The sequence below is a fragment of the Streptomyces sp. NPDC005962 genome, from assembly GCF_040629205.1.
In the GTDB taxonomy this organism is placed as follows: domain Bacteria; phylum Actinomycetota; class Actinomycetes; order Streptomycetales; family Streptomycetaceae; genus Streptomyces.
The window spans coordinates 173,185-197,559 of the sequence record NZ_JBEXVE010000013.1 but is presented as its reverse complement, the minus strand read 5'-3'; the positions used below and the strand labels follow the sequence as shown (position 1 = coordinate 197,559).

Genomic DNA, 24,375 nt, shown 5'->3' with positions numbered 1-24,375 from the left:
GGGGTCATTGCAAAATTTAAGTGACCCTGCTTTTCTATGGGGCATGCCAGCCATGCCAGTCATCACCACGAGCGGGCTCGCCCGCACCTTCCGGACCAAGCGCGGCCCCGTGGAGGCCGTCCGCGGCATCGACCTGACCGTGGAGGCCGGGGAGATCCTGGGCTTCCTCGGCCCCAACGGCGCGGGCAAGACCACCACGCTCCGCATGCTCACCACGCTGCTCCCGCCCACCGGCGGCACCGCCACGGTCGCCGGGCACGACCTCGCCGCCGACCCGGCCGGGGTGCGCCGCCGCATCGGGTACGTCGCCCAGTCCGGTGGGGTCGACCCCACCGTCTCCGTACGGGAGGAACTGGTCACCCAGGGCCGTCTGTACCGGCTCGGCCGGGACGAAGCCGTCGCCCGCGCCGGCGAACTGGCCCACGAGCTGGACCTGACCGATCTGCTGGACCGCCCGTGCGGCGCGCTCTCCGGCGGGCAGCGGCGCCGGCTGGACATCGCGCTGGGCCTGGTCCAGCGGCCCGGCATCCTGTTCCTCGACGAGCCGACGACGGGTCTTGACCCGGGCGGGCGCGCCGATCTGTGGGACCTGATCCGACGGCTGCGCGCCGAGCACGCCATGACCGTCTTCCTGACCACCCATTACCTCGACGAGGCGGACGCGCTCGCCGACCGGCTCGTCATCGTCGACCAGGGCCGGGTGGCCGCCGAGGGCACGGCGGAGCGGCTCAAGACCGAGTACGGCGGCTCGCCGGACGCCACCCTCCAGGACACCTTCATCGCCCTCACCGGGCGCCGCACCGCACCGCGCGACTCCGCCCCGCTCGCCGTCTGAACCCGTCTGAACCCGTCTGAACCCGAAGGACGCCCGCATGCCCCACGTCATCTCCGACACGGCCCTGATCTTCCACCGTCACCTCCGCCAGACCCTGCGCTCCAAGCCCGCCCTGGTCTTCGGCCTCGTCCAGCCGCTGCTGTTCCTGGTCCTCTTCGGCCCGCTGCTCACCGGCATACCGCTGGGCGGCGAGGGCGACTCGTGGCAGACGATCGTCCCCGGCATCCTCATCCAGCTCGGCATCTTCAGCGCCTCGTTCGCCGGGATCGGCATCATCTTCGAGAAGCGCACGGGCGTCATCGAACGGATGCGGGTCACCCCGGTCAGCCGACTGGCCCTGCTCATGGGCCGGGTACTCAAGGACGTCGTGCAGCTGCTGCTCCAGTCCGTGGTGGTGGTGCTCGTCGCCGTCGCCATGGGGCTGCGCGCGCCCGTGCCGGGCATCCTGATCGGCTTCGCCTTCGTCGGCGCGCTCACCGTCTCGCTCGCGTCGCTGTCGTACGCGCTGGCCATGCGCGTGGAGTCGCCGCAGGGCTTCGCGCCCGTCATCAACTCCGTCACCATGCCCGCGATGCTGCTCTCCGGCATCCTGCTGCCGATGTCGCTCGGCCCGCGCTGGCTCGACATCGCCTCGCACTTCGTCCCGTTCCGCTACCTCGTGGACGGCGTACGGGCCGCCTTCGCCGGGGACTACGGGGACGGAAAGGTCGGGCTGGCCTGCCTGGTCGCCACCGGGCTCGCGGTCGTCGCCGTCACGCTCGGGGCACGGATCTTCCGGCAGGCCGGAGCGTAGGGGTACGGCTCGCGGCTGCGCGTAGGCTCGGCCCCATGGTCAATCTCACCCGCATCTACACGCGCACCGGGGACCAGGGCACCACCTCCCTCGGCGACATGAGCCGCACCGACAAGACCGACCTGCGGATCGCCGCGTACGCCGACGCGAACGAGGCGAACGCCGCGATCGGCGTGGCCGTCGCGCTGGGCTCGCTGCCGGACGGGATCACCCGGGTCCTGGTCCGGGTCCAGAACGACCTGTTCGACGTCGGCGCGGACCTGTCCACCCCCGTGGTCGAGAACCCCGAGCATCCGCCGCTGCGGGTCGAGCAGAGCTACATCGACAAGCTGGAGGCGGACTGCGACCACTTCCTGGAGGACCTGGAGAAGCTGCGCAGCTTCATCCTCCCCGGCGGCACACCGGGCGCGGCCCTGCTGCACCAGGCCTGCACGGTCGTCCGGCGGGCCGAGCGGTCGACGTGGGCGGCCTTCGCGGAACACGGCGACGCCATGAACCCCCTCACCGCGACCTACCTCAACCGCCTGTCGGACCTGCTCTTCATCCTGGCCCGCGCGGCCAACAAGGACGTCGGCGACGTCCTATGGCTCCCCGGCGAAAACCGCTGACGCGGCCCCGGCCGACACCGTCGCACGGCCCGGCACAGCACCCGGTGGGGGCTGTGCCGGGCGCTACCGGGTGTCCGATGTGGCGGGGTGCCGCTTCGGCCAGAGGGTGTAGCTCGTCGCGATGATCACGTTGATGCCGATGACGAACAGCATCTTCCCCTGCCAGTCGCGCAGCGAGCCGATGTCGCCGTCGTCGCCGACATACCAGATCGCCCCCTGCAGCAGACCCATCGCGATGGCCGCCGCCAGCATCCAGTGGGCGGCGGTCTTCCATTCGTGGGCCGCCCGCGCCATGCCGTACCGCGGCGGCTTCACCGGCGGTGGCCCGCCGAAGAAGCGGTGGGCCACCCGGGCGTCGGCCCAGCGGATCGTCCGGTGGCCCAGGGCGGCCGAGAAGCCGATGTAGGCCGCGGCGATCCCGTGTTTCCAGTCCGGTTCCGCGCCGTTCTTCAGGTCGATCGCGGTCGCCACGAACAGCACCAGCTCCAGCAGCGGTTCGCACAGCAGCACGGCCACGCTCGCGCGCGGCATCTTCGCCACGTACCGCAGCGCGAGCCCCACGGCCAGCAGCACCCAGAAGCCGACCTCACAGGCGATGATCAGCGTGACGATCACGTTTCGCTCCTCTCGTTTTCTCCTCCCTCACCGTTCCGTGCGAATCGGCCGCCCGCCTCGTCGCGGGCGACGAAACCCAGCTGCATCCTTCGATGTACTCACCGCACCAAAAGGACCGTCCCGGAGGGGAGGAGCGTCGGCCCCGGCGCGTGCTGTGATGGGGGCATGCCGTCCCGTCCGCACCGCCACCCGCCGCGCCCGCACCGCGACGACGTGCTGATCGGCCTCGCCGGGGCGCTCGGCGGGGCGCTGCTGTGGACGCTGGGGCTGCACAACAATCCGCCGTTCTTCGGCACGCCCCAGTGGCTGGGCCTGGTCGCCATGGTCACCATCTCGGGCGCGGAGCTGCTGCGGCGTACGGCACCGGTCGCGGGGCTCGGCATCGGGACCGCCGCGGTGGCCATGGACCTGTGCAGCGGCGGGCTCGCCTCGACGCTGCTGCTGTACACGGACCTGATCTACGCGGGCGTCAGGTACGGCACCCCCGCCACCGCCCGCCGCCTCCCCCGGCTGTGCGTGCTGGTCACGGCGGTGGCGACCGTGGTGCCGCTGGCGGTCGTCCGCGAGCCCTGGGCCCTGCTGATCGGCATGTTCGTCGCGGTGTTCACCATCAGCCCGGCATGGACCGGCGTGCTGGTCCGCAACCACCGGGAAGAGGCCGCGGCCGCCCGCCTGGAGGCCGAACGCGTCGCGCTGCTGGCCGAACTTGACCGCCGCGAGGCGGTCACCGCCGAGCGCGCCCGGATGGCCCGCGAGCTGCACGACATGGTCGCGGGCCACCTCTCCGCGATCGCCATCCACTCCACCGCCGCGCAGACCCTCAAGGACCCCGCCGCGACGGAGGAGGCGCTCGGCGTCATCCGGGAGAACAGCGTGCGCGGGCTCGCCGAGATGCGGCGGCTGATCGGTCTGCTGCGCGACGCGCGCGACGAGGACCACGAGCCGTCCGCCGCGCCCACCCTCGGCGCACTGGACTCCCTGCTGGAGCGGGCCAGGAGCAGCAGCGCGCCCGGCGGCCAGGACTTCGTCCTGTACGACGAGCGCCCGGCGGGCTCCGCCCCGCTGCCCGCTCCGGTCGAACTCGCCGCGTACCGCATCGTCCAGGAGTCCCTGACCAACGCCCTCAAGCACGCCGGGCCCGGCCGGGTGGACGTGACGCTGACCCATCCCCCGGGCGACCGGGACGGCGCCCTGGAGGTCAGCGTGACCAGCCCGTACGGCGACCGCCCCGCACCACGCGTGCTCGGCTCCGGCACCGGGCTGATCGGGATGCGGGAACGCGTGACGCTGCTCGGCGGCACCCTCGACACGGGCCCCGTCCCCGGACCCTCCGGCACGGTGTGGCGGGTCCGGGCCGCGCTGCCGCTGGGCGACGGGTCCTGAGAGCCGTGCACAGAACACAGCCCGACACAGTCCTCACAGGAGCCGCGGTGAACCAGCGACAGCCCACGCCGGAGACGACGCCGGAGACGACGCCCGGGCCCATCCGGGTGCTCGTCGCCGAGGACCAGGCCTCGGTGCGCTCCGGGCTCGTGCTCATCCTGCGGTCGGCGCCCGGCATCGAGGTGGTCGGCGAGGCCACCGACGGCCAGGAGGCCGTGGCGCGGGCCCGCGCGCTCCGCCCCGACGTGGTGCTGATGGACATCCAGATGCCCCGGCTCGACGGGGTCTCCGCGACCCGGCAGGTGGTCGCCGAGGGCCTGGCCGACGTCCTGGTGCTGACCACCTTCGACCTGGACGAGTACGTCTTCGGGGCGCTCCGCGCCGGGGCGGCGGGGTTTCTGCTCAAGGACAGCGACGCGGCACAGCTGGTCGAGGCGGTCCGTACGGTGGCGCGCGGCGAAGGCCAGATCGCACCCGCGGTGACCCGGCGGCTGATCGCGGAGTTCGCCCGCTCGGGGACCTCGGCGGCCGATCCCGCGGTGCTCTCCGTACTCACCCCGCGCGAGCGCGAGGTGCTGGGCGCACTGGGCCAGGGGATGTCGAACGCGCATATCGCGGCACACCTCACCATGGCGGAGGCAACGGTGAAGACGCACGTCAGCAGGGTGCTGGGCAAGCTGGAGCTGCGCAGCCGCGTCCAGGCGGCCGTTCTGGCGCAGGAGTTGGGCCTATAGAAGCCGGGGGTAATAGCCGGGTGTAAAGCCGGGGCGTAGAGCCGGGAAACGAAAAAGACGCCGCTACGCGACGTTGACGCGCTGGCCGGGCGGGGCGGCCTCCAGCCAGGCCAGGAAGCCGGTCAGGGCGTCCTCGCTCATCGCCAGCTCCAGCCGCGTACCGCTGTGCCGACAGGCCAGGATCACCGCGTCGGAGAGCAGGGCCAGCTCTTCCTCGCCCTTGGGGGTACGCCGCTCCAGCACCTCGATCGAGGCGCGCTCCAGGGTGCGCCGGGGGCGGAACGCGTACGAGAAGACCCGGAACCACTCGATCCGGTCACCGTTGTAGCGGGCGATGCCGTACACCCACCCCTTGCCGCCGGACTCCACCTCGGGTCCGGGCGCACCCCAGCGCATCGAACAGTCGAAGGTGCCGCCGGACCGCTGGATCAGCCGCCGCCGCAGCCCGAAGACGAAGAGTCCCGCCACCACCAGCGCGACGACCACGCCGCTCACGAGCAGAGCGAGGACCATCTTCACCGACCTCCTCGCCTCATCCGGAAAAACCGCACCTGCATCGCCTCAGCCGCGGCACCGCTGAAGAGGAGCTCCAGCGAGGTCCGCGGCTGAGGTTTTCCGACCGTACGTGACAGGCTCAGTGCACTCCTGTCACCGCACGCAGCCGGACGTCGGCGCGCCGTTCGGCGGCGGCGTCCGCCTCCGACTTGGCGCGCTCCAGCGCCCGCTCCGCGCGCTTGACATCGATTTCGTCGGACAGCTCCGCGATCTCGGCCAGCAGCGAGAGCTTGTCGTCCGAGAACGAGATGAACCCGCCGTGCACCGCGGCGACGACGGTCCCGCCGTCACTCGTACGGATGGTCACCGGGCCGGACTCCAGCACACCGAGCAGCGGCTGGTGGCCGGGCATGACGCCGATGTCACCCGATGTGGTGCGCGCGATGACCAAGGTGGCCGTGCCGGACCAGACACTACGGTCCGCCGCGACCATCTCGACGTGCAGCTCAGCAGCCAACGTGGCTCCTCGGGTCTGACCCTGCCGGGTACGACAGGGCTTTCGTCAAAGAATAACGGGCGTGCGGAGAGGGGCGGGACCGGGCCCACCCCTCTCCTATGAGCACCGGGCTCAGGAGACGCCCAGCTCCTTGGCCTTGGCCTTCAGGTCGTCCAGGCCACCGCACATGAAGAACGCCTGCTCCGGGAAGTGGTCGAACTCGCCGTCGGCGATCGCGTTGAACGCGGAGATCGACTCGTCCAGCGGCACGTCCGATCCGTCGAGACCGGTGAACTGCTTCGCCGCGTGGGTGTTCTGCGACAGGAAGCGCTCGATGCGGCGGGCGCGGAAGACGGTGAGCTTGTCCTCCTCGCCGAGCTCGTCGATGCCCAGGATGTTGATGATGTCCTGGAGGTCCTTGTACTTCTGCAGGATCGACTTCACGCGCGAGGCGCAGTCGTAGTGGTCCTGCGAGATGTAACGCGGGTCCAGAATCCGGGACGTCGAGTCCAGCGGGTCCACCGCCGGGTAGATGCCCTTCTCCGAGATCGGCCGGGAGAGCACCGTGGTCGCGTCGAGGTGCGCGAAGGTGGTCGCCGGGGCCGGGTCGGTGAGGTCGTCCGCGGGGACGTAGATCGCCTGCATCGAGGTGATCGAGTGACCGCGGGTCGAGGTGATGCGCTCCTGGAGAACGCCCATCTCGTCGGCCAGGTTCGGCTGGTAGCCCACCGCGGAGGGCATCCGGCCGAGCAGGGTCGAGACCTCGGAACCGGCCTGGGTGAAGCGGAAGATGTTGTCGATGAAGAACAGCACGTCCTGCTTCTGCACATCGCGGAAGTACTCCGCCATGGTCAGACCGGCCAGGGCGACGCGCAGACGGGTGCCCGGGGGCTCGTCCATCTGGCCGAAGACCAGCGCGGTCTGCGGGAGAACGCCGGACTCGGCCATCTCCTCGATCAGGTCGTTGCCCTCACGGGTGCGCTCGCCGACACCGGCGAACACGGAAACGCCCTCGTGCAGCTTGGCCACACGCATGATCATTTCCTGGATGAGGACGGTCTTGCCGACGCCCGCACCGCCGAACAGACCGATCTTGCCGCCCTTGACGTACGGGGTCAGCAGGTCGACGACCTTCAGGCCGGTCTCGAACATCTCGGTCTTGGACTCGAGCTGGTCGAACGCCGGGGCCTTGCGGTGGATCGCCCAGCGCTCGGTGACCTCGGACTCGGCCTCGGGCTCGTTCAGGATCTGGCCGAGGGTGTTGAACACCCGGCCCTTGGTGACGTCGCCGACGGGCACGGTGATACCGGCGCCGGTGTCGGTCACCGCGGCCTGGCGGACCAGGCCGTCGGTGGGCTGCATCGAGATGGAGCGCACCAGGCCGTCGCCCAGGTGCTGCGCGACCTCCAGGGTCAGGGTCTTCTTCGCCCCGTCCTCGGCCGGGTCGGCGATCTCGACAGTCAGGGCGTTGTAGATCTCCGGCATCGCGTCGACGGGGAACTCCACGTCGACGACCGGGCCGATGACCCGCGCGACGCGGCCCGTCGCCGTAGCCGTCTCAACAGTGGTGGTCATAGTTGTCAGTCACTCCCCGCAGAGGCGTCGGCCAGAGCGCTCGCGCCACCGACGATCTCGCTGATTTCCTGGGTGATGTCGGCCTGGCGGGCCGCGTTGGCAAGCCGCGTGAGCGACTTGATGAGCTCGTCGGCATTGTCGGTCGCCGACTTCATCGCCCGCCGGGTGGCCGCGTGCTTGGAAGCGGCGGCCTGCAGCAGGGCGTTGTAGATACGAGCCTCGACGTACCGCGGCAGCAGGGCGTCCAGGACGTCCTCGGCCGACGGCTCGAACTCGAAGAGCGGAAGGATCTCGCCCTTCTTCTCCTGCTCCACCGCCTTCTCCTCGAGGCTGAGCGGCAGCAGCCGGTCCTGGACCGGGGTCTGCGTCAGCATCGAGACGAACTCGGTGGACACGATGTGCAGCTCGTCCACGCCGCCGTCGGCCGTCTCCTGGAGCACGGCCTCGATCAGCGGTCCGGCGACCTTTTTGGCGTCGGCGTAGGTCGGGTTGTCGGTGAAGCCCGTCCACGACTCCGTGATCTTGCGCTCGCGGAAGCCGTAGTAGGCGACGCCCTTGCGGCCGACGATGTAGCTGTCGACCTCCTTGCCCTCACCGGTGAGCCGCTGGGTCAGCTGCTCACCCGCCTTGATGACGTTGGAGGAGTAGCCGCCCGCGAGCCCGCGGTCGCTCGTGATGAGCAGCACCGCGGCACGGGTCGGGTTCTTGGCCTCCGAGGTCAGCGCGTGCTGAGTGGTGGAGCCCTTGGCCACCGCACCCACCGCGCGGGTCAGCTCGGTGGCGTACGGAGTCGACGCGGCCACCCGGCGCTGCGCCTTGACGACGCGCGAGGCGGCGATCATCTCCATCGCCTTGGTGATCTTCTTGGTCGCGGAGACGGACTTGATCCGCCTCTTGTAGACCTTGACCTGGGCACCCATACTCAGCCCTCGCCCAGCAGCTTGCCGTCCGAGGTCTCGAACTGCTTCTTGAAGCTGTCGACGGCCTCGCCCAGCGCCTGGATCGTGTCGTTGGACATCTTGCCGCCCTCGACGATGCTGGTCAGCAGCCCCTTGTGCTCACGGTGGAGGTAGTCCAGCAGCTCACGCTCGAAGCGGCGGACGTCCTCGACGGGCACGTCGTCCATCTTGCCGTTGGTACCGGCCCAGACGGAGACGATCTCGTCCTCGGTGGAGTACGGGGCGTACTGGCCCTGCTTCAGCAGCTCGACCATGCGGGCACCGCGCTCCAGCGACGCCTTCGAGGCCGCGTCCAGGTCGGAACCGAAGGCGGCGAACGCCTCCAGCTCGCGGTACTGGGCGAGGTCCACCCGGAGGCGGCCGGAGACCTGGCGCATCGCCTTGTGCTGCGCGGAACCACCGACGCGGGAGACCGAGATGCCGACGTTCAGGGCCGGGCGCTGTCCGGCGTTGAACAGGTCCGACTCCAGGAAGCACTGACCGTCGGTGATGGAGATGACGTTGGTCGGAATGAACGCCGACACGTCGTTCGCCTTGGTCTCGACGATCGGCAGACCGGTCATCGAACCGGAGCCCATCTCGTCGGAGAGCTTCGCGCAGCGCTCCAGCAGCCGGGAGTGCAGGTAGAAGACGTCACCCGGGTAGGCCTCACGGCCCGGCGGGCGGCGCAGCAGCAGCGACACGGCGCGGTAGGCGTCGGCCTGCTTGGACAGGTCGTCGAAGACGATCAGAACGTGCTTGCCCTGGTACATCCAGTGCTGGCCGATGGCCGAGCCGGTGTAGGGGGCGAGGTACTTGAAGCCCGCCGGGTCGGACGCCGGGGCGGCGACGATCGTCGTGTACTCCAGAGCGCCGGCCTCCTCCAGCGCACCGCGCACGGACGCGATGGTGGAGCCCTTCTGGCCGACGGCGACGTAGATGCAGCGGACCTGCTTCTTCGGGTCGCCGGAGCGCCAGTTGTCACGCTGGTTGATGATCGTGTCGACGCACAGCGCGGTCTTGCCGGTCTGCCGGTCGCCGATGATCAGCTGACGCTGGCCGCGGCCGATCGGGGTCATGGCGTCGACGGCCTTGTAGCCGGTCTCCATCGGCTCGTGGACCGACTTGCGGTCCATGACCGTGGGGGCCTGCAGTTCAAGGGCGCGGCGGCCCTCGGTCTCGATCTCGCCGAGGCCGTCGATCGGGGCACCCAGCGGGTCGACGACGCGGCCGAGGTAACCCTCGCCGACAGCTACCGAGAGAACCTCGCCGGTGCGGTGCACCGGCTGGCCCTCTTCGATGCCGCTGAACTCGCCGAGGACAACGGCACCGATCTCGCGCTCCTCAAGGTTGAGGGCGAGGCCGAGAGTGCCATCCTCGAACTTCAGCAGTTCGTTCGCCATGGCCGAGGGAAGACCCTCGACCCTCGCGATGCCGTCGCCGGCAACGCTGACCGTACCGACCTCCTCGCGCGAGGCCGCGTCCGGCTGGTACGCCTGGACAAAGTTCTCCAGCGCGTCCCGGATCTCCTCCGGCCGGATCGTGAGCTCCGCCATCTGGGTTCCCTGCTCTCCTTGTTGGGCCCGAAGTAAGTGACTACGGCCCAACTCGGGCCGCTTACATGCATGTTGAGTTGGTGGCTGGTCAGCCGGCCATCCGGCGGCTCGCCCCTTCGAGGCGGTCCGCGATGGTCCCGTTGACGACCTCGTCGCCGACGCGTACCACGACCCCGCCGAGGACCTCCGGGTCCACGTCGAGGTTGAGGTGCACCTGGTGTCCGTACATCTGCGCCAGGGCCGCGCCGAGGCGCTCCTTCTGCCGGTCGCTGAGCGGCACCGCCGAGGTGACGACCGCGACCACCCGGTCCCGGCGCGACGCGGCGAGCTTGGACAGCTCGTCGAGACCCGCCTCCAGGCTACGTCCGCGCGGCTGGGTCACAAGACGCAGGACGAGCCGCTCGGTCACGCGGTCGGCCCGGCCGCCCAGCAGCTCGCGGACCAGTCCGGCCTTGGCCGTACCGCTCGCGCGCCGGTCGGCCAGGGCCGACCGCAGCTCGGACGAGGAGGAGACGATCCGGCCGAACCGGAACAGCTCGTCCTCGACGTTGTCGAGGGTGCCGGCCTGCTGTGCCGCCACCAGGTCGGCGCTGCTCGCCAGCTCCTCGACCGCGTCCGCGAGGTCGCGCGAGCGCGACCAGCGGGAGCGGACCATGCCGGAGACCAGGTCCACGGCCTCGCCGCCGACCTGCCCGCCCAGCAGCCGCTGGGCCAGCTCGGCCTTGGCCTCGCCGGGCTGCGCCGGGTCGGTGAGGACCCGGCGCAGCGAGACCTCACGGTCGAGCAGCGCGGTGACGGCGGCCAGCTCGTCGGCGAGCTTCGCGGCGTCGACGGACGTGTTGTCCGTCAGCGCGTCGAAGCGCTCGCGCGCGGCAGCCAGTGCCTCCCTGCTCGCTCCGTTCATCGTCCGGCCTCGGCCTTCGAGCCGTCGGCCGCCTTGGTCTCGAGGTCGTCGAGGAAGCGGTCGATGGTGCGGCTCTGCCGGGCGACGTCCTCGAGGGACTCGCCGACGATCTTGCCGGCCAGGTCGGTGGCAAGCTTGCCCACGTCCTGGCGCAGCGCCGTACCGGCCTGCTTGCGCTCTGCCTCGATCTGGGCGTGACCGGCCGCGACGATCTCCTCGCGCTGCCGCTGACCCTCCGCACGCATCTCCGCGATGAGCGCGGCACCCTGCTCCTGCGCCTCCTGGCGCAGGCGCGCGGCCTCGTGACGGGCGTCGGCGAGCTGGGCGCGGTAGTCCTCGAGGACCTGCTGGGCCTCGGCCTGAGTTGCCTCGGCCTTCTCCATCCCGCCCTCGATCGCCGCGCGACGCTCGTCCAGAACACGGTTGATGTTCGGGAGCAGCTTCTTGGCGAAGAAGATGAAAACGATGGCGAAGGCGATCAGGCCGATGACAAGCTCTGGGATCGGCGGGATGAGGGGGTTCTCCGCCTCACCCTCCGCCAGGTGTACCAGGGCGTTCACATCATTGCCTTTCGTCGGATACGGCTCTGCTTACGCCGCGTCGTCAGCTGGACGGGTAGACGAACGGCATAACCAGACCGATCAGGGCCAGCGCCTCACAGAGCACGAAGCCGAGAATCTGGTTGGCGCGGATCAGACCGGCGGCCTCGGGCTGGCGGGCCATGGCCTGGGTGCCGTTACCGAAGATGATGCCGACGCCGACACCGGGGCCGATCGCGGCGAGACCGTAACCGATCGAGCCGAGGTTGCCCTTGAGCTGGACAGCGGCGAGGGACGTCTCGAGAGCGGACATGCCGTTTCTTCCTTCTCTTTCAAGGACCGGTGGGGGTTGGCCACCGGACGCCCTTTAGGACGGGGAGCTGACCTGGGGTACTCAGTGGTGCTCGGCGAGAGCACCCTGAATGTAGCTGCAGGCCAGCAGGACGAACACGTAGGCCTGAAGGGCCTGGATGAACAACTCGAAGGCGGTCAGCAGGATGGTCATCGCGAACGAGATGCTCGCGTAGGCGATCCCGATGCCGTTCAGCAGGTACCAGCTGGCAATCGTGAAGATCAGCAGCAGAACGTGGCCCGCGAACATGTTGGCGAAGAGCCGGACGGCGTGGGTGAACGGCCGGATGATCAGGTTGGAGAGCAGCTCCAGCGCCATGACCACCGGCAGGACCGGGCCGAGCGACTTGTCGTAGCCGGAGATGTTCTTCCAGCCGCCGACGAAGCCGTGCTTCTTGAAGGTGAGGCTGACCCACAGGACGTAGACGATCGCCGCGAGTCCCGCCGGGAAGGCGATGACCGACGTCACCGGGAACTGGGCCAACGGGACCACGGACCAGAGGTTCATGATCCAGATGAAGAAGAACAGGGAGACCATGAGGGGGACGTACTTGTCGCCCTCCTTCTTCCCCAGGGCCTCGTAGACGACGCCGCGGCGCACGAAGTCGTAGCCCGCCTCGCCGACCATCTGAAGCTTTCCGGGGACGACCTTGGCCTTCCCGAAGGCGGCCCAGAAGAACGCCACGACGACGACGGTCCCCAGGAAGGCCAGCAGCATCGGCTTGTTGAACTCGAAGCCGCCGATCGTGGCAATCGGCTCGAACGTGAACGAGTGAAGCCCTGGGGCCGGGAAGCCGCACCCGTCGAAGATGTGGCAATCGGTCTCGAAGGCGAGCGTCTGGTCAGGACTCACCGCGAGCTCCTTCAGCGTGGCGCATGGGTACGGCAACCTCGATGTGTCGGCGCGGCGCATGGCCACGGAGCGGCACTGGACTGGTTCTTACGAATGTGGGGGCGGCTTGTGTGCACAAGGCCGATGGGCTCACGGGCTGCAGCTGCATGGGCCGCCGATTCCATCCCGTGGATTCCGGGGGTTCAGCCGCCTGCGCCCGCTGCGCCTCAGATGGCACCGGACGATAGCAGGTGAGCGCGGGCGCCCTTATACCGGCCCTACAGATCACGGTGCGGACCCGGCGGGGGAGGATTCCTTCTCCCGCGCCGGCTTCCGTTCGTCTTCGGCTTCCGGTTGCACGTAAAGAATCTTGGCCTTCATGTGAGCACGGGTCTGCGCCGCGATCCACGTCAGTGTCGCAGCCAGCAGGGCGAACGCGAACGCCCGGGTGTTGAAAAGGGTGGTGTCCTTGAAGACGGCCAGCAGCACCGCGACAAGCAGGAACTGCACCATGTAGAGGGCGAGCCCCATCATCTGGAACAGCTGCGGAAGATACTTCGCGGTGCGCACCAGCACGATCAGGTCGATCGTCATGACCGCGGCCACGACAACGGTCCCGAAGGCGGCTCCGATCGCGCCCTTTCCACCGGCGAGCACAGAACTGACGGCGACGGCGACCACCCCGACCACGGCGGTGGGCACGGCGCAACTGAGCAGCGTTCTGGCGTCGTTGGACTGCATGAAGGGTTTCTCCGGCAAGAGTCGGAAACAACGATTCGTCGTGGACGAGCGTATCCCCGGGGAGAGAGGGAACCTCGCGACGAAGAGCCGTCGCACTGCGGCCCCTCGGCTCTAAGCACCGGGTTTAGTGAACGGTATCACAAACTATTTGATGAGGTCTTTACCCGTCCAGTGTGCTGCACATCACACGTGTGAGTTACAGCGGGTGTATGTCCTTGACGCGCCGCGTCACCGTTACTGGGGGCTTCCGATCTTCCTGCGGTGGGGGAAACGGGACCGGTCGCCGATCGCGGTGGCGCCGTTGAGCCCGGCCGGGACCGGCTCGGGGGCGGGCTTCTCCGGCTGCTCCCGCTGCTCCGGCTCGGTCTGCTCCGTGGCGGGGGCGGCGGTCTCCACTACCGGCTCGGCAGCGACCGCCCGGCGCCGGTAGCGCGGCGGTACGAACGCCTCCGCCCAGCGCGGTACGCGCGGAGTGAACCGCGGCAGCAGCAACAGCACCAGGCCCACCGCGCTCAGCACCACGATCGCGAGGACGAACCACACACCCGCCGAGTTCACCGAGTACGCGACCGCCCCGAAGGCGATCAGCGCCGACCAGAAGTACATGATCAGCACGGCCCGGCTGTGCGAGTGGCCGATCTCCAGCAGCCGGTGGTGCAGATGGCCGCGGTCCGCCGCGAACGGCGACTGGCCGCGCCAGGTGCGCCGGACGATGGCGAGCACCAGGTCCGCGAAGGGCACCGCGATCACGGTCAGCGGCAGCAGCAGCGGGATGTAGACCGGCACGGTGGCGTGCACCGCGGCCGTCTCAGAACCGGCGAACAGCTTCATCGCGTCCGGGTCCACCTGGCCCGTGATGGAGATGGCGCCCGCCGCGAGCACCAGCCCGATGAGCATCGAGCCCGAGTCGCCCATGAAGATCCGCGCGGGGTGGGCGTTGTGCGGCAGGAAGCCCAGGCACATGCCCATGAGGACGGCGGCGAACAGGGTCGCGGGGGCGGCGGCCTCCAGTCCGTAGCCGAACCAGATGCGGTACGCGTACATGAAGAACGCGGCGGCGGCGATGCACACCATCCCGGACGCCAAACCATCCAGCCCGTCAACGAAGTTGACCGCGTTGATGGTGATGACGACCAGAGCCACCGTCAGCAGCGTGCCCTGCCAGGGCGTCAGCGAGACCGGGCCCACACCGGGCACCGGAAGCCAGAGGATGGTCAGACCCTGGAGCACCATCACACCGGCGGCGATCATCTGGCCGCCCAGCTTGATGAGCGCGTCCACGCCCCACTTGTCGTCCAGGACCCCGAGCAGCCAGATGAGCCCGGCGCCGGAGAGCAGCGCGCGCGGCTCGTTGGACGATTCGAAGACGTCCTTGAGGTTGGTGAGGTGAGCGGCCACCAGCAACCCCGCGCAGAGGCCGCCGAACATGGCGATGCCTCCGAGCCGCGGAGTGGGCTCACGGTGCACATCGCGGGCCCGGATCTCCGGCATCGCACCGGCGGCGATGGCGAACTTCCGCACCGGCCCGGTCAGCAGATACGTCACCGCGGCCACGATGCACAGAGTCAGCAGGTATTCACGCACCTATTCCCCAGACGTCGCGAGGCAGATCAGGGCCACACCCTAAGAGACCTCACCCTAGCCTGCTCCGGTTCCCGGTGTGCCGGGGACGGGCAGGGGCGGGCAACGCCCCGAGCGCCTCCGACGCGCTCACCGTGGGCACCCTCACACTAGCCCGAAGGCCGGCGCATGATCACAGCGGATGCCGCACCCGCTCACCGTGGATGCCGCACCCGGCTCACCGCGGGTACGGAGGAAACGCGGCGGCCAGCTCCGTGACCTCCGCGCGCACCCCGCGCATCCGGGGTGCCTCCTCGTCCTCCCGCAGGGCGGTGGTCAGCAGCGCGCCGATCCGCGCCATCTCCCCCTCCCCCATGCCCTGCGTCGTCACCGCCGCGGTGCCCAGCCGCAGCCCCCTGACGCAGCCGTCGGGCTCGGTGGCGGAGGCCAGCGCGCAGGTGTCCAGGATGATCCCGGCGGCCGCACAACGGGCCTTCGCCGTACGGCCGTCGAGCCCCAGCGGGGACACATCGACGGTGATCATGTGGGTGTCGGTGCCTCCGGTGGCCACCGTCAGCCCCTCCCCCGCCAGCCCGTCGGCGAGGGTGCGCGCGTTGGCGACGACCTGCCCGGCGTACGACGCGAACGCGGGCGTCGCCGCCTCGCCGAACGCCACCGCCTTGGCCGCCACGGTGTGCATCTGGGCGCCGCCCTGAGTGAAGGGGAACACGGCGCGGTCGACCCGCTCGGCCAGCTCCTCATCGCACAGCAGCATCCCGCCGCGCGGCCCGCGCAGCACCTTGTGTGTCGTCGCGCACACCACGTCCGCGTACGGCACCGGACTCGGCGCCGCCTTCCCGGCGACCAGCCCGATGGGGTGCGCGGCGTCGGCGACGAGATACGCGCCCACCTCGTCCGCGACGGCGCGGAAGGTGGCGTAGTCCGGATGACGGGGGTACGAGATCGAGCCGCACACGATCGCCTTCGGGCGGTGGGTGAACGCCAGCTCGCGCAACCGGTCGTAGTCGATCAGCCCGGTGTCCGGGTCGACGCCGTAGCCGATGAAGTGGAACCAGCGGCCGGAGAAGTTCGCCGGGGAGCCGTGGGTGAGGTGGCCGCCGTGCGGCAGCGCCATCGCCAGCACGGTGTCATCGGGCCGCAGCAGCGCGGCGTACGCGGCGAGCACCGCCGAGGAGCCCGAATGCGGCTGCACATTGGCGTGGCTCGCGCCGAACAGCGCCGTCGCCCGGTCCCGGGCCACCCGCTCGGCGATGTCCACCTGCTCGCAGCCGCCGTGGTGACGGGCCCCGGGGTAGCCCTCGGCGTACTTGTTGGCCAGCGGCGAGGCGAGGGCGGCCAGCACGGCCCGCGAGGTGTAGTTCTCCGCGGCGATCAGCTGCAGACCACTGCGGACCCGCTCCAGCTCGCCCAGGATGATCCCGGCCAGCTCCGGGTCCTGCCGGGCCAGCTCGCCGAAGTCCGGCCCCCAGGGAACCGCGCTGACGGCCATCGCGTGCTCACCTCCGCCGGGCGTCACCCCCAATGTAGGCCCGCACCGGCAGCAGCGCGCGCCAGGACTAAGCGGGGGCCGGGACTCCCGTGAGGGCCGTGACGACCGGGTCCAGCGCCTGGTTGATCTCGTCGCCGATGGAGCGGAAGAAGGTGATGGGCGCCCCGTACGGGTCGTGCACCTCGTCCGCCTCCTCGGTCGGCGCCAGCAGCCAGCCGCGCAGCGCGGCCGCCGCCTGAACCAGGGAGCGGGCGCGCTCGACCACGCCGCCCGCCTCCTCCGGATCGGGCAGCGTCGCGGGGTCTATGGCCCGTACCAGCCGGGTGAACTCCTTGAGCGTGAAGGTGCGCAGGCCCGCCGAGTGGCCCATCGAGATGACCTGGGCCCGGTGGTCGCGGGTCGCGGTCAGCACGAGGTCGGCGCGGATGACGTGCTCGTCCAGCAGCTCCCGGCCGAGGAAGCCGTCCGGGTCGGCACCGAAGTCGGTCAGGACGGTGGCGGCGTGCGCCTCCATCGGCGCGCCCTCGTGGCCCCAGGTGCCGGCGCTCTCCACGATCAGCCCGCTGGTGCGGGCGGCACCGAGCCGGTCGGTGAGGGCGTGCCGGGTCAGCCGCTCGGTGATCGGCGAGCGGCAGACGTTGCCGGTGCTGACGTGGAGGATGCGGAACGAGGTCTCGGCGTGCTTCGCACGGTGTTCCGCTATGCCACGGCCCGTCTCAGGGGCTGTCAATTCGCCACCTCGAGGTCGGGTACGACCTCACGGAGCTGCTCGGCGGAGAGCGCGCCCGCCCGCAGCAGCACCGGGGCCTTACCGGTGACGTCGACGATGGAGGAGGGCACCGCGGCCGGGGTGGGACCGCCGTCGAGGTAGACCGAGACGGAGTCCCCCAGCATGTCCTGGGCGGCGTCGCAGTCCTGCGGGGACGGGTGTCCGGTGAGGTTGGCGCTGGAGACCGCCATCGGGCCGAACTCGGTCAGCAGCTCGATCGCGACCGGGTGCAGCGGCATCCGTACCGCGACGGTGCCCCGGGTCTCGCCCAGATCCCAGGTCAGCGACGGCTGGTGCCGGGCGACGAGGGTCAGCGCACCGGGCCAGAAGGCGTCGACCAGCTCCCAGGCCTGCTCGGAGAAGTCCGTGACCAGGCCGTGCAGGGTGTTCGGGGAGCCGACCAGGACAGGGGTCGGCATATTGCGGCCCCGGCCCTTGGCCTCCAGCAGATCGCCGACGGCCTCCGCGCTGAAGGCGTCCGCACCGATCCCGTAGACGGTGTCGGTGGGCAGCACGACCAGCTCGCCGCGGCGGACGGCGGACGCGGCCTCGCGCAGGCCGGTCTTGCGGTCGGTCGCGTCCCCGCAGTCGTATCGCCGTGCCATTTAACGGTCCTCCTGCTCGTACGTGGCCAGTGTGTGGTGCGGTGCCGCGGTCACGGCATGGCCTTCCGCGCGGTGGCGAATCGGGGCCGTTTGTTCAGGTCGGGGTGGTCGGCGGCGTCCGCCCAGCCACGCTCCTCCGTGAAGATCCACGGCACCTGACCGCCCTGGGTGTCCGCGTGCTCGATGACGACCACACCGCCCGGCCGCAGCAACCGGTGGGCCGTGCGCTCCAGGCCGCGGATCACATCGAGGCCGTCCTCACCGGAGAAGAGCGCGAGCTGGGGGTCGTGATCGCGCGCCTCCGGCGCCACGTACTCCCACTCGGTCAGCGGGATGTACGGGGGGTTGCTGATGACGAGGTCCACCTGCCCGTCCAGCTCGGGCAGGGCCGTCAACGCGTCTCCTCGCTGGAGAACGACGCGGGACCCCTCGACGTTCTTGCGGGCCCACTGGAGGGCGCCCTCGTCCAGCTCGACGGCGTGCACCCGGGAGCGGGGCACCTCCTGGGCGAGCGCCAGGGCGATGGCCGCGGAGCCGGTGCACAGGTCCACGATGAGGGGTTCGACGACGTCCATGGCCCGGACCGCGTCTATGGCCCAGCCGACGACCGACTCGGTCTCCGGGCGGGGGACGAAGACGCCGGGGCCCACCTGGAGCTCCAGGTAGCGGAAGAAGGCGCGGCCGGTGATGTGCTGCAGCGGTTCGCGGGCCTCGCGGCGGGCGACCGCCTCCCAGTAACGGGCGTCGAAGTCGGTGTCGGAGACACCGTGCAGCTCCCCCCGCTTGACGCCGTGCACGAAGGCGGCCAGCTCCTCCGCGTCGAAGCGCGGAGAGGGCACACCCGCGGCGGCCAGCCGCTGGGTGGCCTGGGCCACCTCGGCGAGCAGCACGTTCACTGAATTCCTCCAGCCGGTCCGTAGTTGCGAAGAGGAAGGTCCTACTGCGCCGCCGCGAGCTTCGCCGCCGCGTCGGCGTCGACACACGCCTGGATGACGGGCGCCAGCTCCCCGTCGAGCACCTGGTCAAGGTTGTACGCCTTAAAGCCGACCCGGTGGTCCGAAATGCGGTTTTCCGGGAAGTTGTACGTACGGATGCGCTCGGAGCGGTCGACGGTGCGGACCTGGCTGCGGCGCGCGTCCGACGCCTCCCGCTCGGCCTCCTCCTGGGCGGCGGCCAGCAGCCGCGAGCGCAGGATGCGCAGCGCCTGCTCCTTGTTCTGGAGCTGGCTCTTCTCGTTCTGGCAGGAGACGACGATGCCGGTGGGCAGGTGGGTGATGCGCACCGCGGAGTCGGTGGTGTTCACCGACTGGCCGCCGGGGCCGGAGGAGCGGTAGACGTCGATCCGCAGGTCGTTGGGGCCGATCTCGACCTCGACCTCCTCGGCCTCGGGCGTGACCAGCACACCGGCGGCGGAGGTGTGGATACGGCCCTGGGACTCGGTCGCGGGCACCCGCTGGACGCGGTGCACCCCGCCCTCGTACTTCAGCCGGGCCCATACGCCCTGGCCGGGCTCGGTCGCACCGCCGCCGCCCTTGGTCTTCACGGCGACCTGGACGTCCTTGTAGCCGCCGAGGTCCGACTCGTTGGCCTCGATGATCTCGGTCTTCCAGCCGACGCGCTCGGCGTACCGCAGATACATCCGCAGCAGGTCTCCGGCGAACAGCGCGGACTCCTCGCCGCCCTCGCCCGCCTTGACCTCCAGGATGACGTCCTTGTCGTCGCTGGGGTCGCGCGGGACCAGCAGCAGCCGCAGCCGGTCGGTCAGCTCCGCGCGGCGCAGCTCCAGCTCCTTGACCTCGTCGGCGAAGTCCGGGTCGTCCTGGGCCAGCTCCTGGGCCGTCCCGATGTCGTCCCCGGTCTGCTTCCAGGCGCGGTAGGTGCCGACGATCGGCGTCAGCTCGGCGTAGCGCTTGTTGAGCCGCTTCGCCTCGCGCTGGTCGGCGTGGACCGCGGGGTCGGCGAGCCGCTTTTCGAGGTCGGCGTGTTCGCCGATCAGTTCCTCGACCGCCTCGAACATGAGGGCTCCCTGGGTGGGTCTGCGTGGACGCGGGAAATACGGGCCGGTTGACGCAAAACGCCGGTCCGGGTCGCCCCTGCGCGGGGGCGACCGAGGACCGGCGCCGTGCGGGTCGCTACTTCTTGGACCCGGCGTTCTTGCCGAAGCGGGCCTCGAACCGGGCCACACGGCCACCGGTGTCGAGGATCTTCTGCTTGCCCGTGTAGAACGGGTGGCACTCGGAGCAGATGTCGGCACGGACGTTGCCGCTCACGGTGGAGCGAGTGGTGAAGGACGCCCCACAGGTGCAGCTGACCTGCGTCTCGAAGTACTCGGGGTGGATGTCGCGCTTCAAGGGATTCTCCTGGTTTCTCGGGAGGGCGCCGGGTCGACGGGCGGGTTTGCACGTCGTGAACCGGGGCCGACGATCCAGTTTGCCAGCACTGGCCGCATCACCCAAAACCGGGGGTGGGGCCGGGATATTCCCGGCCCCGTCCGACATCCGCCGATCAGCCCTACTTGACGACCTTGCCGGCGTCGTTCGCGTCGCCCGCCGAGCCCTTGGTGGCGGCCGCCGGGATCGGCTTGTCCGCCCGCAGCGCCTTCCAGATCAGCTTGGTCTTGGACTCCATGGGCAGCACCCGGGACGGGTTCTGCGGGTCGTACTGGACGGGCAGCGTGGTCATCTTCATGTTGCCCGAGCCGATCCCCTGGAGGCTCTTGGCGAAGCCCGACAGCTTGTTGACCGAGGCCAGCTCGGAGTCGGTGGTGAGCGCCTTGGTGGAGGTGTTCGCGATGTCGTACAGCTTCTTCGGGTTGCCGAAGAGGTTGACGTGCTTGATCTGGTCGAGAAGTGCCTTGACGAACGCCTGCTGGAGCTTGATCCGGCCGAGGTCACTGCCGTCGCCGACGCCGTGCCGGGTCCGTACGAGGCCCAGCGACTGCTCACCGTTGAGGGTGTGCGGGCCGGCGTCCAGGTCGAGGTGGCTCTTCGGGTCGTGGATCGCCTGGGTGGTGGTGATGTCGACGCCGCCGAGGTCGTCGATCAGCTGCTGGAAGCCGGAGAAGTCGACCTCCAGGAAGTGGTCCATGCGTATGCCGCTCATGGCCTCGACGGTCTTGATGGTGCAGGCCGGGCCGCCGGTCTCGTAGGCGCTGTTGAACATGGCCTCCTGGACGGCGGGGCTCTCCTTACCGTCCTTGACGCACGAGGGGCGCTGGACGAGCGTGTCGCGCGGGACGCTGACCACGCTGGCCTTCTTGCGGCCCTTGTAGACGTGGACGATCATCGCGGTGTCGGAGCGCGAGGTGCCCTCGTCCGTGCCGTACTTGGCGTTCTTGCCGGCCCGGGAGTCGGAGCCGAGGACGAGGATGTCCATCGAGCCGTTGTCGACGTTCTTGGGGCGGTCGGAGCCCAGGGCCGCGTTGACGTCGACGCCGGTGAGGTTGCCGTTGAGCTTGTAGTAGAGGTACCCGGCCCCGGCGCCGCCGAGGACCAGGACGGAGGCGACCGACCAGACGGTGATGTGCGTGGCCCTGCGGCGCGTACTGGGACGCTTGCGGCGGCGGCCGCCGGAGGCGGCTCCACGGGCTCGGTGGCGGCCCGGGTTCACCGGCGTGCTCTGCTGGTCGTCGGCCATGTGCTCCTCAGTCCTCGTATCCCGGGTACCCCCTGCCGTCACGGTCAGGCGTGGCGTCGCGGATTCGACCTGACAGATGACAGGCCGAGCGCCAGGGTTGCATATCGAGCCACCTTCGTTTTCGGCTGGGGCGACCCGGGCGCCGTTCGTCCCCTTCGTCCGCCTTACCGCTCTCACCTGCGCTTTCGCAGGTGATAAGGGCATCGAGACCGTTCCGCGACTGTCCCTTTTGGTGTGGTTCACCTCTCACAAAAGCCGAGGCCTCCCCGCGGTGCGGGGAGGCCTCGGCTGACAGAGCGTGGCTGAACCTTATGCGGTCAGTCGCCGTTTCCGCCCGGGCCGGGCGTGGTCTTGGCGATCTGCATCAGGAACTCGGCGTTCGACTTCGTCTGCTTCATCTTGTCGAGCAGCAGCTCGATCGCCTGCTGCGAGTCGAGCGCGTGCAGCACCCGGCGCAGCTTCCAGACGATGTTCAGCTCGTCCGGCGCCAGCAGGATCTCTTCCTTACGGGTGGACGACGGGTCGACGTCGACCGCCGGGAAGATGCGCTTGTCGGCGAGCTTCCGGTCGAGCTTGAGCTCCATGTTGCCGGTGCCCTTGAACTCCTCGAAGATCACCTCGTCCATCCGCGAGCCGGTCTCGACCAGCGCGGTGGCCAGGATGGTCAGCGAGCCGCCGTCCTCGATGTTGCGCGCGGCACCGAAGAACTTCTTCGGCGGGTAGAGCGCGGTCGAGTCGACACCACCGGACAGGATGCGGCCGGAGGCGGGCGCCGCCAGGTTGTACGCACGGCCCAGACGCGTGATCGAGTCCAGCAGCACGACCACGTCGTGGCCCAGCTCCACCAGCCGCTTGGCCCGCTCGATCGCCAGCTCGGCGACGGTGGTGTGGTCCTCGGCGGGACGGTCGAAGGTCGAGGAGATGACCTCGCCCTTGACCGAGCGCTGCATGTCGGTGACCTCTTCAGGACGCTCGTCGACGAGGACGACCATCAGATGGCACTCGGGGCTGTTGCGGGTGATCGCGTTGGCGATCGCCTGCATGATCATGGTCTTACCGGTCTTCGGCGGGGCCACGATCAGACCGCGCTGGCCCTTGCCGATCGGCGCGACCAGGTCGATGATCCGGGTCGTCAGGCCGCCTGCCTCGGTCTCCAGACGCAGCCGGTCCTGCGGGTAAAGCGGCGTCAGCTTCCCGAACTCGGGCCGCCCACGGCCGGTTTCGGGCGCCATGCCGTTCACCGAGTCGAGCCGCACCAGCGCGTTGAACTTCTCGCGGCGCTCACCCTCGCGCGGCTGGCGGACCGCACCGGTGACGTGATCGCCCTTGCGCAGACCGTTCTTGCGCACCTGGGCGAGCGAGACATACACGTCGTTCGGGCCCGGCAGGTAGCCGGAGGTCCGGATGAACGCGTAGTTGTCGAGGATGTCGAGGATGCCCGCGACCGGGATCAGGACGTCGTCCTCGGAGACCTGCGGCTCGTTGCCGAAGTCGTCGCGGCCACGGCGGCCACGGCGGTCGCGGTAGCGGCCGCGGCGCCCGCGGCGACCGCCATCGAAGTCGTCGTCGTCATCGGCGGGGCGCTGCTGGCCCTGCCCCTGACCCTGACCCTGCCCCTGACCCTGACCCTGGCCGCGCCCGTCGCCGCGCTGCTGACGGCCGCCGCCCTGCTGTCCGTCGTCGCCCTTGCCGCCGCGGCCGCGGTCGCCACGGTCACCGCGGTCGCCGCGGTCACGCTGGCCGCCGCGCTCACGGCGGTCGCCCTTCTGGCCGCGCTCCTGGCGGTCCTGGCGGTCGCCGCCCTTGGCGCCCTTGCCCTCGGCGGTGTCCGCCGCCGCGTCGCCCTTGGTCTCGGTGCGGGCGGAGGCGTCGCTCCGGGTCTCGGTGCGGGTGTCCACGGCGGTGGCGGTGCCCCCCGACTCGGCGGTGGCGGTGGCGGTGGCCGGCGCGGTCGCCCGGCGGCGACGGCGCTCAACGGCCGGCTGCTCGTCGGCGGCCGGCTCCCCGGACTGGCCCGGGATGTCGATCTGCTGCTGGGCGTCGGCCTTGTCGGCCTTCTCGGGCTTGCCGCCCTTACCGGCCTTGGCGGCCTTGTCGGCGTCCGCGGCCTGGTCGGTCTTCTCGGCCTTGGCGGCCTTCTGGTTCCCCGCGTCCGCGCCGTCGTCGCCCGTACGGGCCTTGGAGGTCGCACGGCGCTTCGGCTTGGTCACCCCCTCGTCGGAGGACGGGGCGGCCTCGGAGCTCTGGGCTCCGCTGCCGGACGCGGCCTGCTTCTCCTTGATGACCTCGATCAGCTGGCTCTTGCGCATCCGCGCGGTGCCCTTGATACCCAGGCCCGAGGCGAGCTGCTGCAGCTCTGCCAGAACCATGGCGTCGAGGCCGGTGCCCGAGCGGCGTCGCCGCGGGGCAGTGCCAGTGGCAGCACCGGTGGCAGGCGCGGGAGCGTCCGTGGCGGGCGCGGCGGCATCGCCGACACCGCTGTCGGAGGTGCCGGAGGCGTTCACGCCCATCAGATCGGTGGTGTCGCTCACGAAGGGTCCTTCCCTGGAGCGGGCGTCGGCCTGTCTGGCTCGGCGACCGGTTGTGCTGTCCGGCTGTGGTCCTTCCGTTACGGACCGGGCCGGGGCGGTGGTCCGCCGGTACGGCGGAGAGAACATTCATGGTTCCGACGCGGCAGAGTGGTTCATTCGAATCCGCCACGCCGATTCCGGTGCGTGCACGACACTGCTCAGGCAGGCTGCTCAGGCAGTGTGGGAGGCTCCCGGAAGAAGGGTGGTCCCGGAGGGGGACACTTCGCACCGCGCCTCCGAGTACATCCAAGAGGCTTCGGGTGCAGACTTGAGGTTAACACTACCGGATCCAACAAACATTCCCCCTCTCCGACCGGCAATCGAGTTGTG

25 protein-coding genes are annotated in these 24,375 nt (G+C 70.1%); 5 read left to right on the top strand and 20 right to left on the bottom strand.

The genetic code is table 11. The features are described from left to right. Positions 1-52: 52 nt before the first annotated feature. The 3 genes from ABZ370_RS23100 to ABZ370_RS23090 are packed head-to-tail and all read left to right on the top strand — an operon-like array spanning position 53 to position 2,236. Positions 53-835, top strand: a complete 783-nt coding sequence (locus tag ABZ370_RS23100; protein WP_358624121.1) for an ATP-binding cassette domain-containing protein — start codon at positions 53-55, stop codon at positions 833-835. A 37-nt stretch (positions 836-872) separates the two neighbouring features. Further along, positions 873-1,628, top strand: coding sequence for an ABC transporter permease (locus tag ABZ370_RS23095; protein ID WP_358623985.1), 756 nt, complete (start codon positions 873-875; stop codon positions 1,626-1,628). Positions 1,629-1,663: 35 nt separating this feature from the next. Further along, complete coding sequence (locus tag ABZ370_RS23090) at positions 1,664-2,236, top strand: cob(I)yrinic acid a,c-diamide adenosyltransferase (RefSeq protein ID WP_358623982.1); 573 nt, start codon at positions 1,664-1,666, stop codon at positions 2,234-2,236. A 63-nt stretch (positions 2,237-2,299) separates the two neighbouring features. Here ABZ370_RS23090 and ABZ370_RS23085 read toward each other — a convergent pair whose 3' ends face one another. Continuing rightward, positions 2,300-2,851, bottom strand: coding sequence for a hypothetical protein (locus tag ABZ370_RS23085; RefSeq protein ID WP_358623980.1), 552 nt, complete (start codon positions 2,849-2,851; stop codon positions 2,300-2,302). Between the two features lie 165 nt (positions 2,852-3,016). On the opposite strand from ABZ370_RS23085, the gene ABZ370_RS23080 reads away from it, so the two are divergent. After that, positions 3,017-4,234 carry a histidine kinase gene (locus tag ABZ370_RS23080; RefSeq protein ID WP_358623977.1) on the top strand — a complete coding sequence of 406 codons (1,218 nt, stop codon included), beginning with the start codon at positions 3,017-3,019 and terminating at the stop codon, positions 4,232-4,234. Between the two features lie 47 nt (positions 4,235-4,281). After that, entirely contained in the window at positions 4,282-4,968 is a 687-nt protein-coding gene (locus ABZ370_RS23075) for a response regulator transcription factor (RefSeq protein ID WP_358623975.1), read from the top strand. A 63-nt stretch (positions 4,969-5,031) separates the two neighbouring features. Here ABZ370_RS23075 and ABZ370_RS23070 read toward each other — a convergent pair whose 3' ends face one another. The 19 genes from ABZ370_RS23070 to rho all read right to left on the bottom strand — a co-directional run bounded on the left by ABZ370_RS23070 (position 5,032) and on the right by rho (position 24,006). Next, entirely contained in the window at positions 5,032-5,481 is a 450-nt protein-coding gene (locus ABZ370_RS23070) for a DUF2550 domain-containing protein (protein ID WP_358623972.1), read from the bottom strand. A 121-nt stretch (positions 5,482-5,602) separates the two neighbouring features. Then, entirely contained in the window at positions 5,603-5,980 is a 378-nt protein-coding gene (locus tag ABZ370_RS23065; RefSeq protein ID WP_358623970.1) for a F0F1 ATP synthase subunit epsilon, read from the bottom strand. 111 nt (positions 5,981-6,091) lie between these two features. Continuing rightward, positions 6,092-7,534 carry a F0F1 ATP synthase subunit beta gene (gene atpD / locus ABZ370_RS23060; RefSeq protein WP_358623967.1) on the bottom strand — a complete coding sequence of 481 codons (1,443 nt, stop codon included), beginning with the start codon at positions 7,532-7,534 and terminating at the stop codon, positions 6,092-6,094. Between the two features lie 5 nt (positions 7,535-7,539). Continuing rightward, on the bottom strand, positions 7,540-8,454 hold the full coding sequence (locus ABZ370_RS23055) for a F0F1 ATP synthase subunit gamma (RefSeq protein WP_358623964.1): 915 nt from the start codon (positions 8,452-8,454) through the stop codon (positions 7,540-7,542). Between the two features lie 2 nt (positions 8,455-8,456). Then, positions 8,457-10,028, bottom strand: a complete 1,572-nt coding sequence (gene atpA / locus ABZ370_RS23050; RefSeq protein ID WP_358623962.1) for a F0F1 ATP synthase subunit alpha — start codon at positions 10,026-10,028, stop codon at positions 8,457-8,459. An 88-nt stretch (positions 10,029-10,116) separates the two neighbouring features. Then, on the bottom strand, positions 10,117-10,932 hold the full coding sequence (locus ABZ370_RS23045; RefSeq protein ID WP_358623959.1) for a F0F1 ATP synthase subunit delta: 816 nt from the start codon (positions 10,930-10,932) through the stop codon (positions 10,117-10,119). Then, positions 10,929-11,492 carry a F0F1 ATP synthase subunit B gene (locus tag ABZ370_RS23040; protein WP_358623957.1) on the bottom strand — a complete coding sequence of 188 codons (564 nt, stop codon included), beginning with the start codon at positions 11,490-11,492 and terminating at the stop codon, positions 10,929-10,931. Before ABZ370_RS23040 ends, ABZ370_RS23045 begins: the two co-directional genes overlap by 4 nt. A 43-nt stretch (positions 11,493-11,535) precedes the next feature. After that, the gene (gene atpE / locus ABZ370_RS23035; RefSeq protein WP_358623954.1) at positions 11,536-11,784 is read right to left on the bottom strand and encodes an ATP synthase F0 subunit C; all 249 of its coding nucleotides are present in this window, start codon (positions 11,782-11,784) and stop codon (positions 11,536-11,538) included. Positions 11,785-11,865: 81 nt separating this feature from the next. Further along, complete coding sequence (gene atpB, locus ABZ370_RS23030; RefSeq protein WP_358623952.1) at positions 11,866-12,675, bottom strand: F0F1 ATP synthase subunit A; 810 nt, start codon at positions 12,673-12,675, stop codon at positions 11,866-11,868. A 264-nt stretch (positions 12,676-12,939) separates the two neighbouring features. Continuing rightward, entirely contained in the window at positions 12,940-13,395 is a 456-nt protein-coding gene (locus tag ABZ370_RS23025) for a hypothetical protein (RefSeq protein WP_358623949.1), read from the bottom strand. Positions 13,396-13,629: 234 nt separating this feature from the next. Continuing rightward, complete coding sequence (locus ABZ370_RS23020) at positions 13,630-14,949, bottom strand: MraY family glycosyltransferase (protein WP_358623946.1); 1,320 nt, start codon at positions 14,947-14,949, stop codon at positions 13,630-13,632. Between the two features lie 244 nt (positions 14,950-15,193). Next, entirely contained in the window at positions 15,194-16,465 is a 1,272-nt protein-coding gene (glyA, locus tag ABZ370_RS23015; protein ID WP_358623944.1) for a serine hydroxymethyltransferase, read from the bottom strand. A gap of 67 nt (positions 16,466-16,532) precedes the next feature. Then, entirely contained in the window at positions 16,533-17,195 is a 663-nt protein-coding gene (locus tag ABZ370_RS23010; protein WP_358623941.1) for a protein-tyrosine-phosphatase, read from the bottom strand. Beyond that, the gene (locus tag ABZ370_RS23005) at positions 17,192-17,839 is read right to left on the bottom strand and encodes an L-threonylcarbamoyladenylate synthase (RefSeq protein ID WP_358623938.1); all 648 of its coding nucleotides are present in this window, start codon (positions 17,837-17,839) and stop codon (positions 17,192-17,194) included. Before ABZ370_RS23005 ends, ABZ370_RS23010 begins: the two co-directional genes overlap by 4 nt. Before the next feature lie 50 nt (positions 17,840-17,889). After that, entirely contained in the window at positions 17,890-18,735 is an 846-nt protein-coding gene (gene prmC / locus ABZ370_RS23000; RefSeq protein WP_358623936.1) for a peptide chain release factor N(5)-glutamine methyltransferase, read from the bottom strand. Between the two features lie 41 nt (positions 18,736-18,776). Beyond that, positions 18,777-19,856 (bottom strand): peptide chain release factor 1, encoded by a 1,080-nt coding sequence (gene prfA / locus ABZ370_RS22995; RefSeq protein ID WP_358623933.1) that lies wholly within the window; start codon positions 19,854-19,856, stop codon positions 18,777-18,779. Between the two features lie 115 nt (positions 19,857-19,971). Beyond that, complete coding sequence (gene rpmE, locus ABZ370_RS22990; RefSeq protein ID WP_358623930.1) at positions 19,972-20,190, bottom strand: 50S ribosomal protein L31; 219 nt, start codon at positions 20,188-20,190, stop codon at positions 19,972-19,974. Positions 20,191-20,350: 160 nt separating this feature from the next. Then, on the bottom strand, positions 20,351-21,475 hold the full coding sequence (locus ABZ370_RS22985; protein WP_358623927.1) for an LCP family protein: 1,125 nt from the start codon (positions 21,473-21,475) through the stop codon (positions 20,351-20,353). Between the two features lie 317 nt (positions 21,476-21,792). Then, on the bottom strand, positions 21,793-24,006 hold the full coding sequence (gene rho / locus ABZ370_RS22980) for a transcription termination factor Rho (protein WP_358623924.1): 2,214 nt from the start codon (positions 24,004-24,006) through the stop codon (positions 21,793-21,795). Positions 24,007-24,375 lie beyond the last annotated feature (369 nt).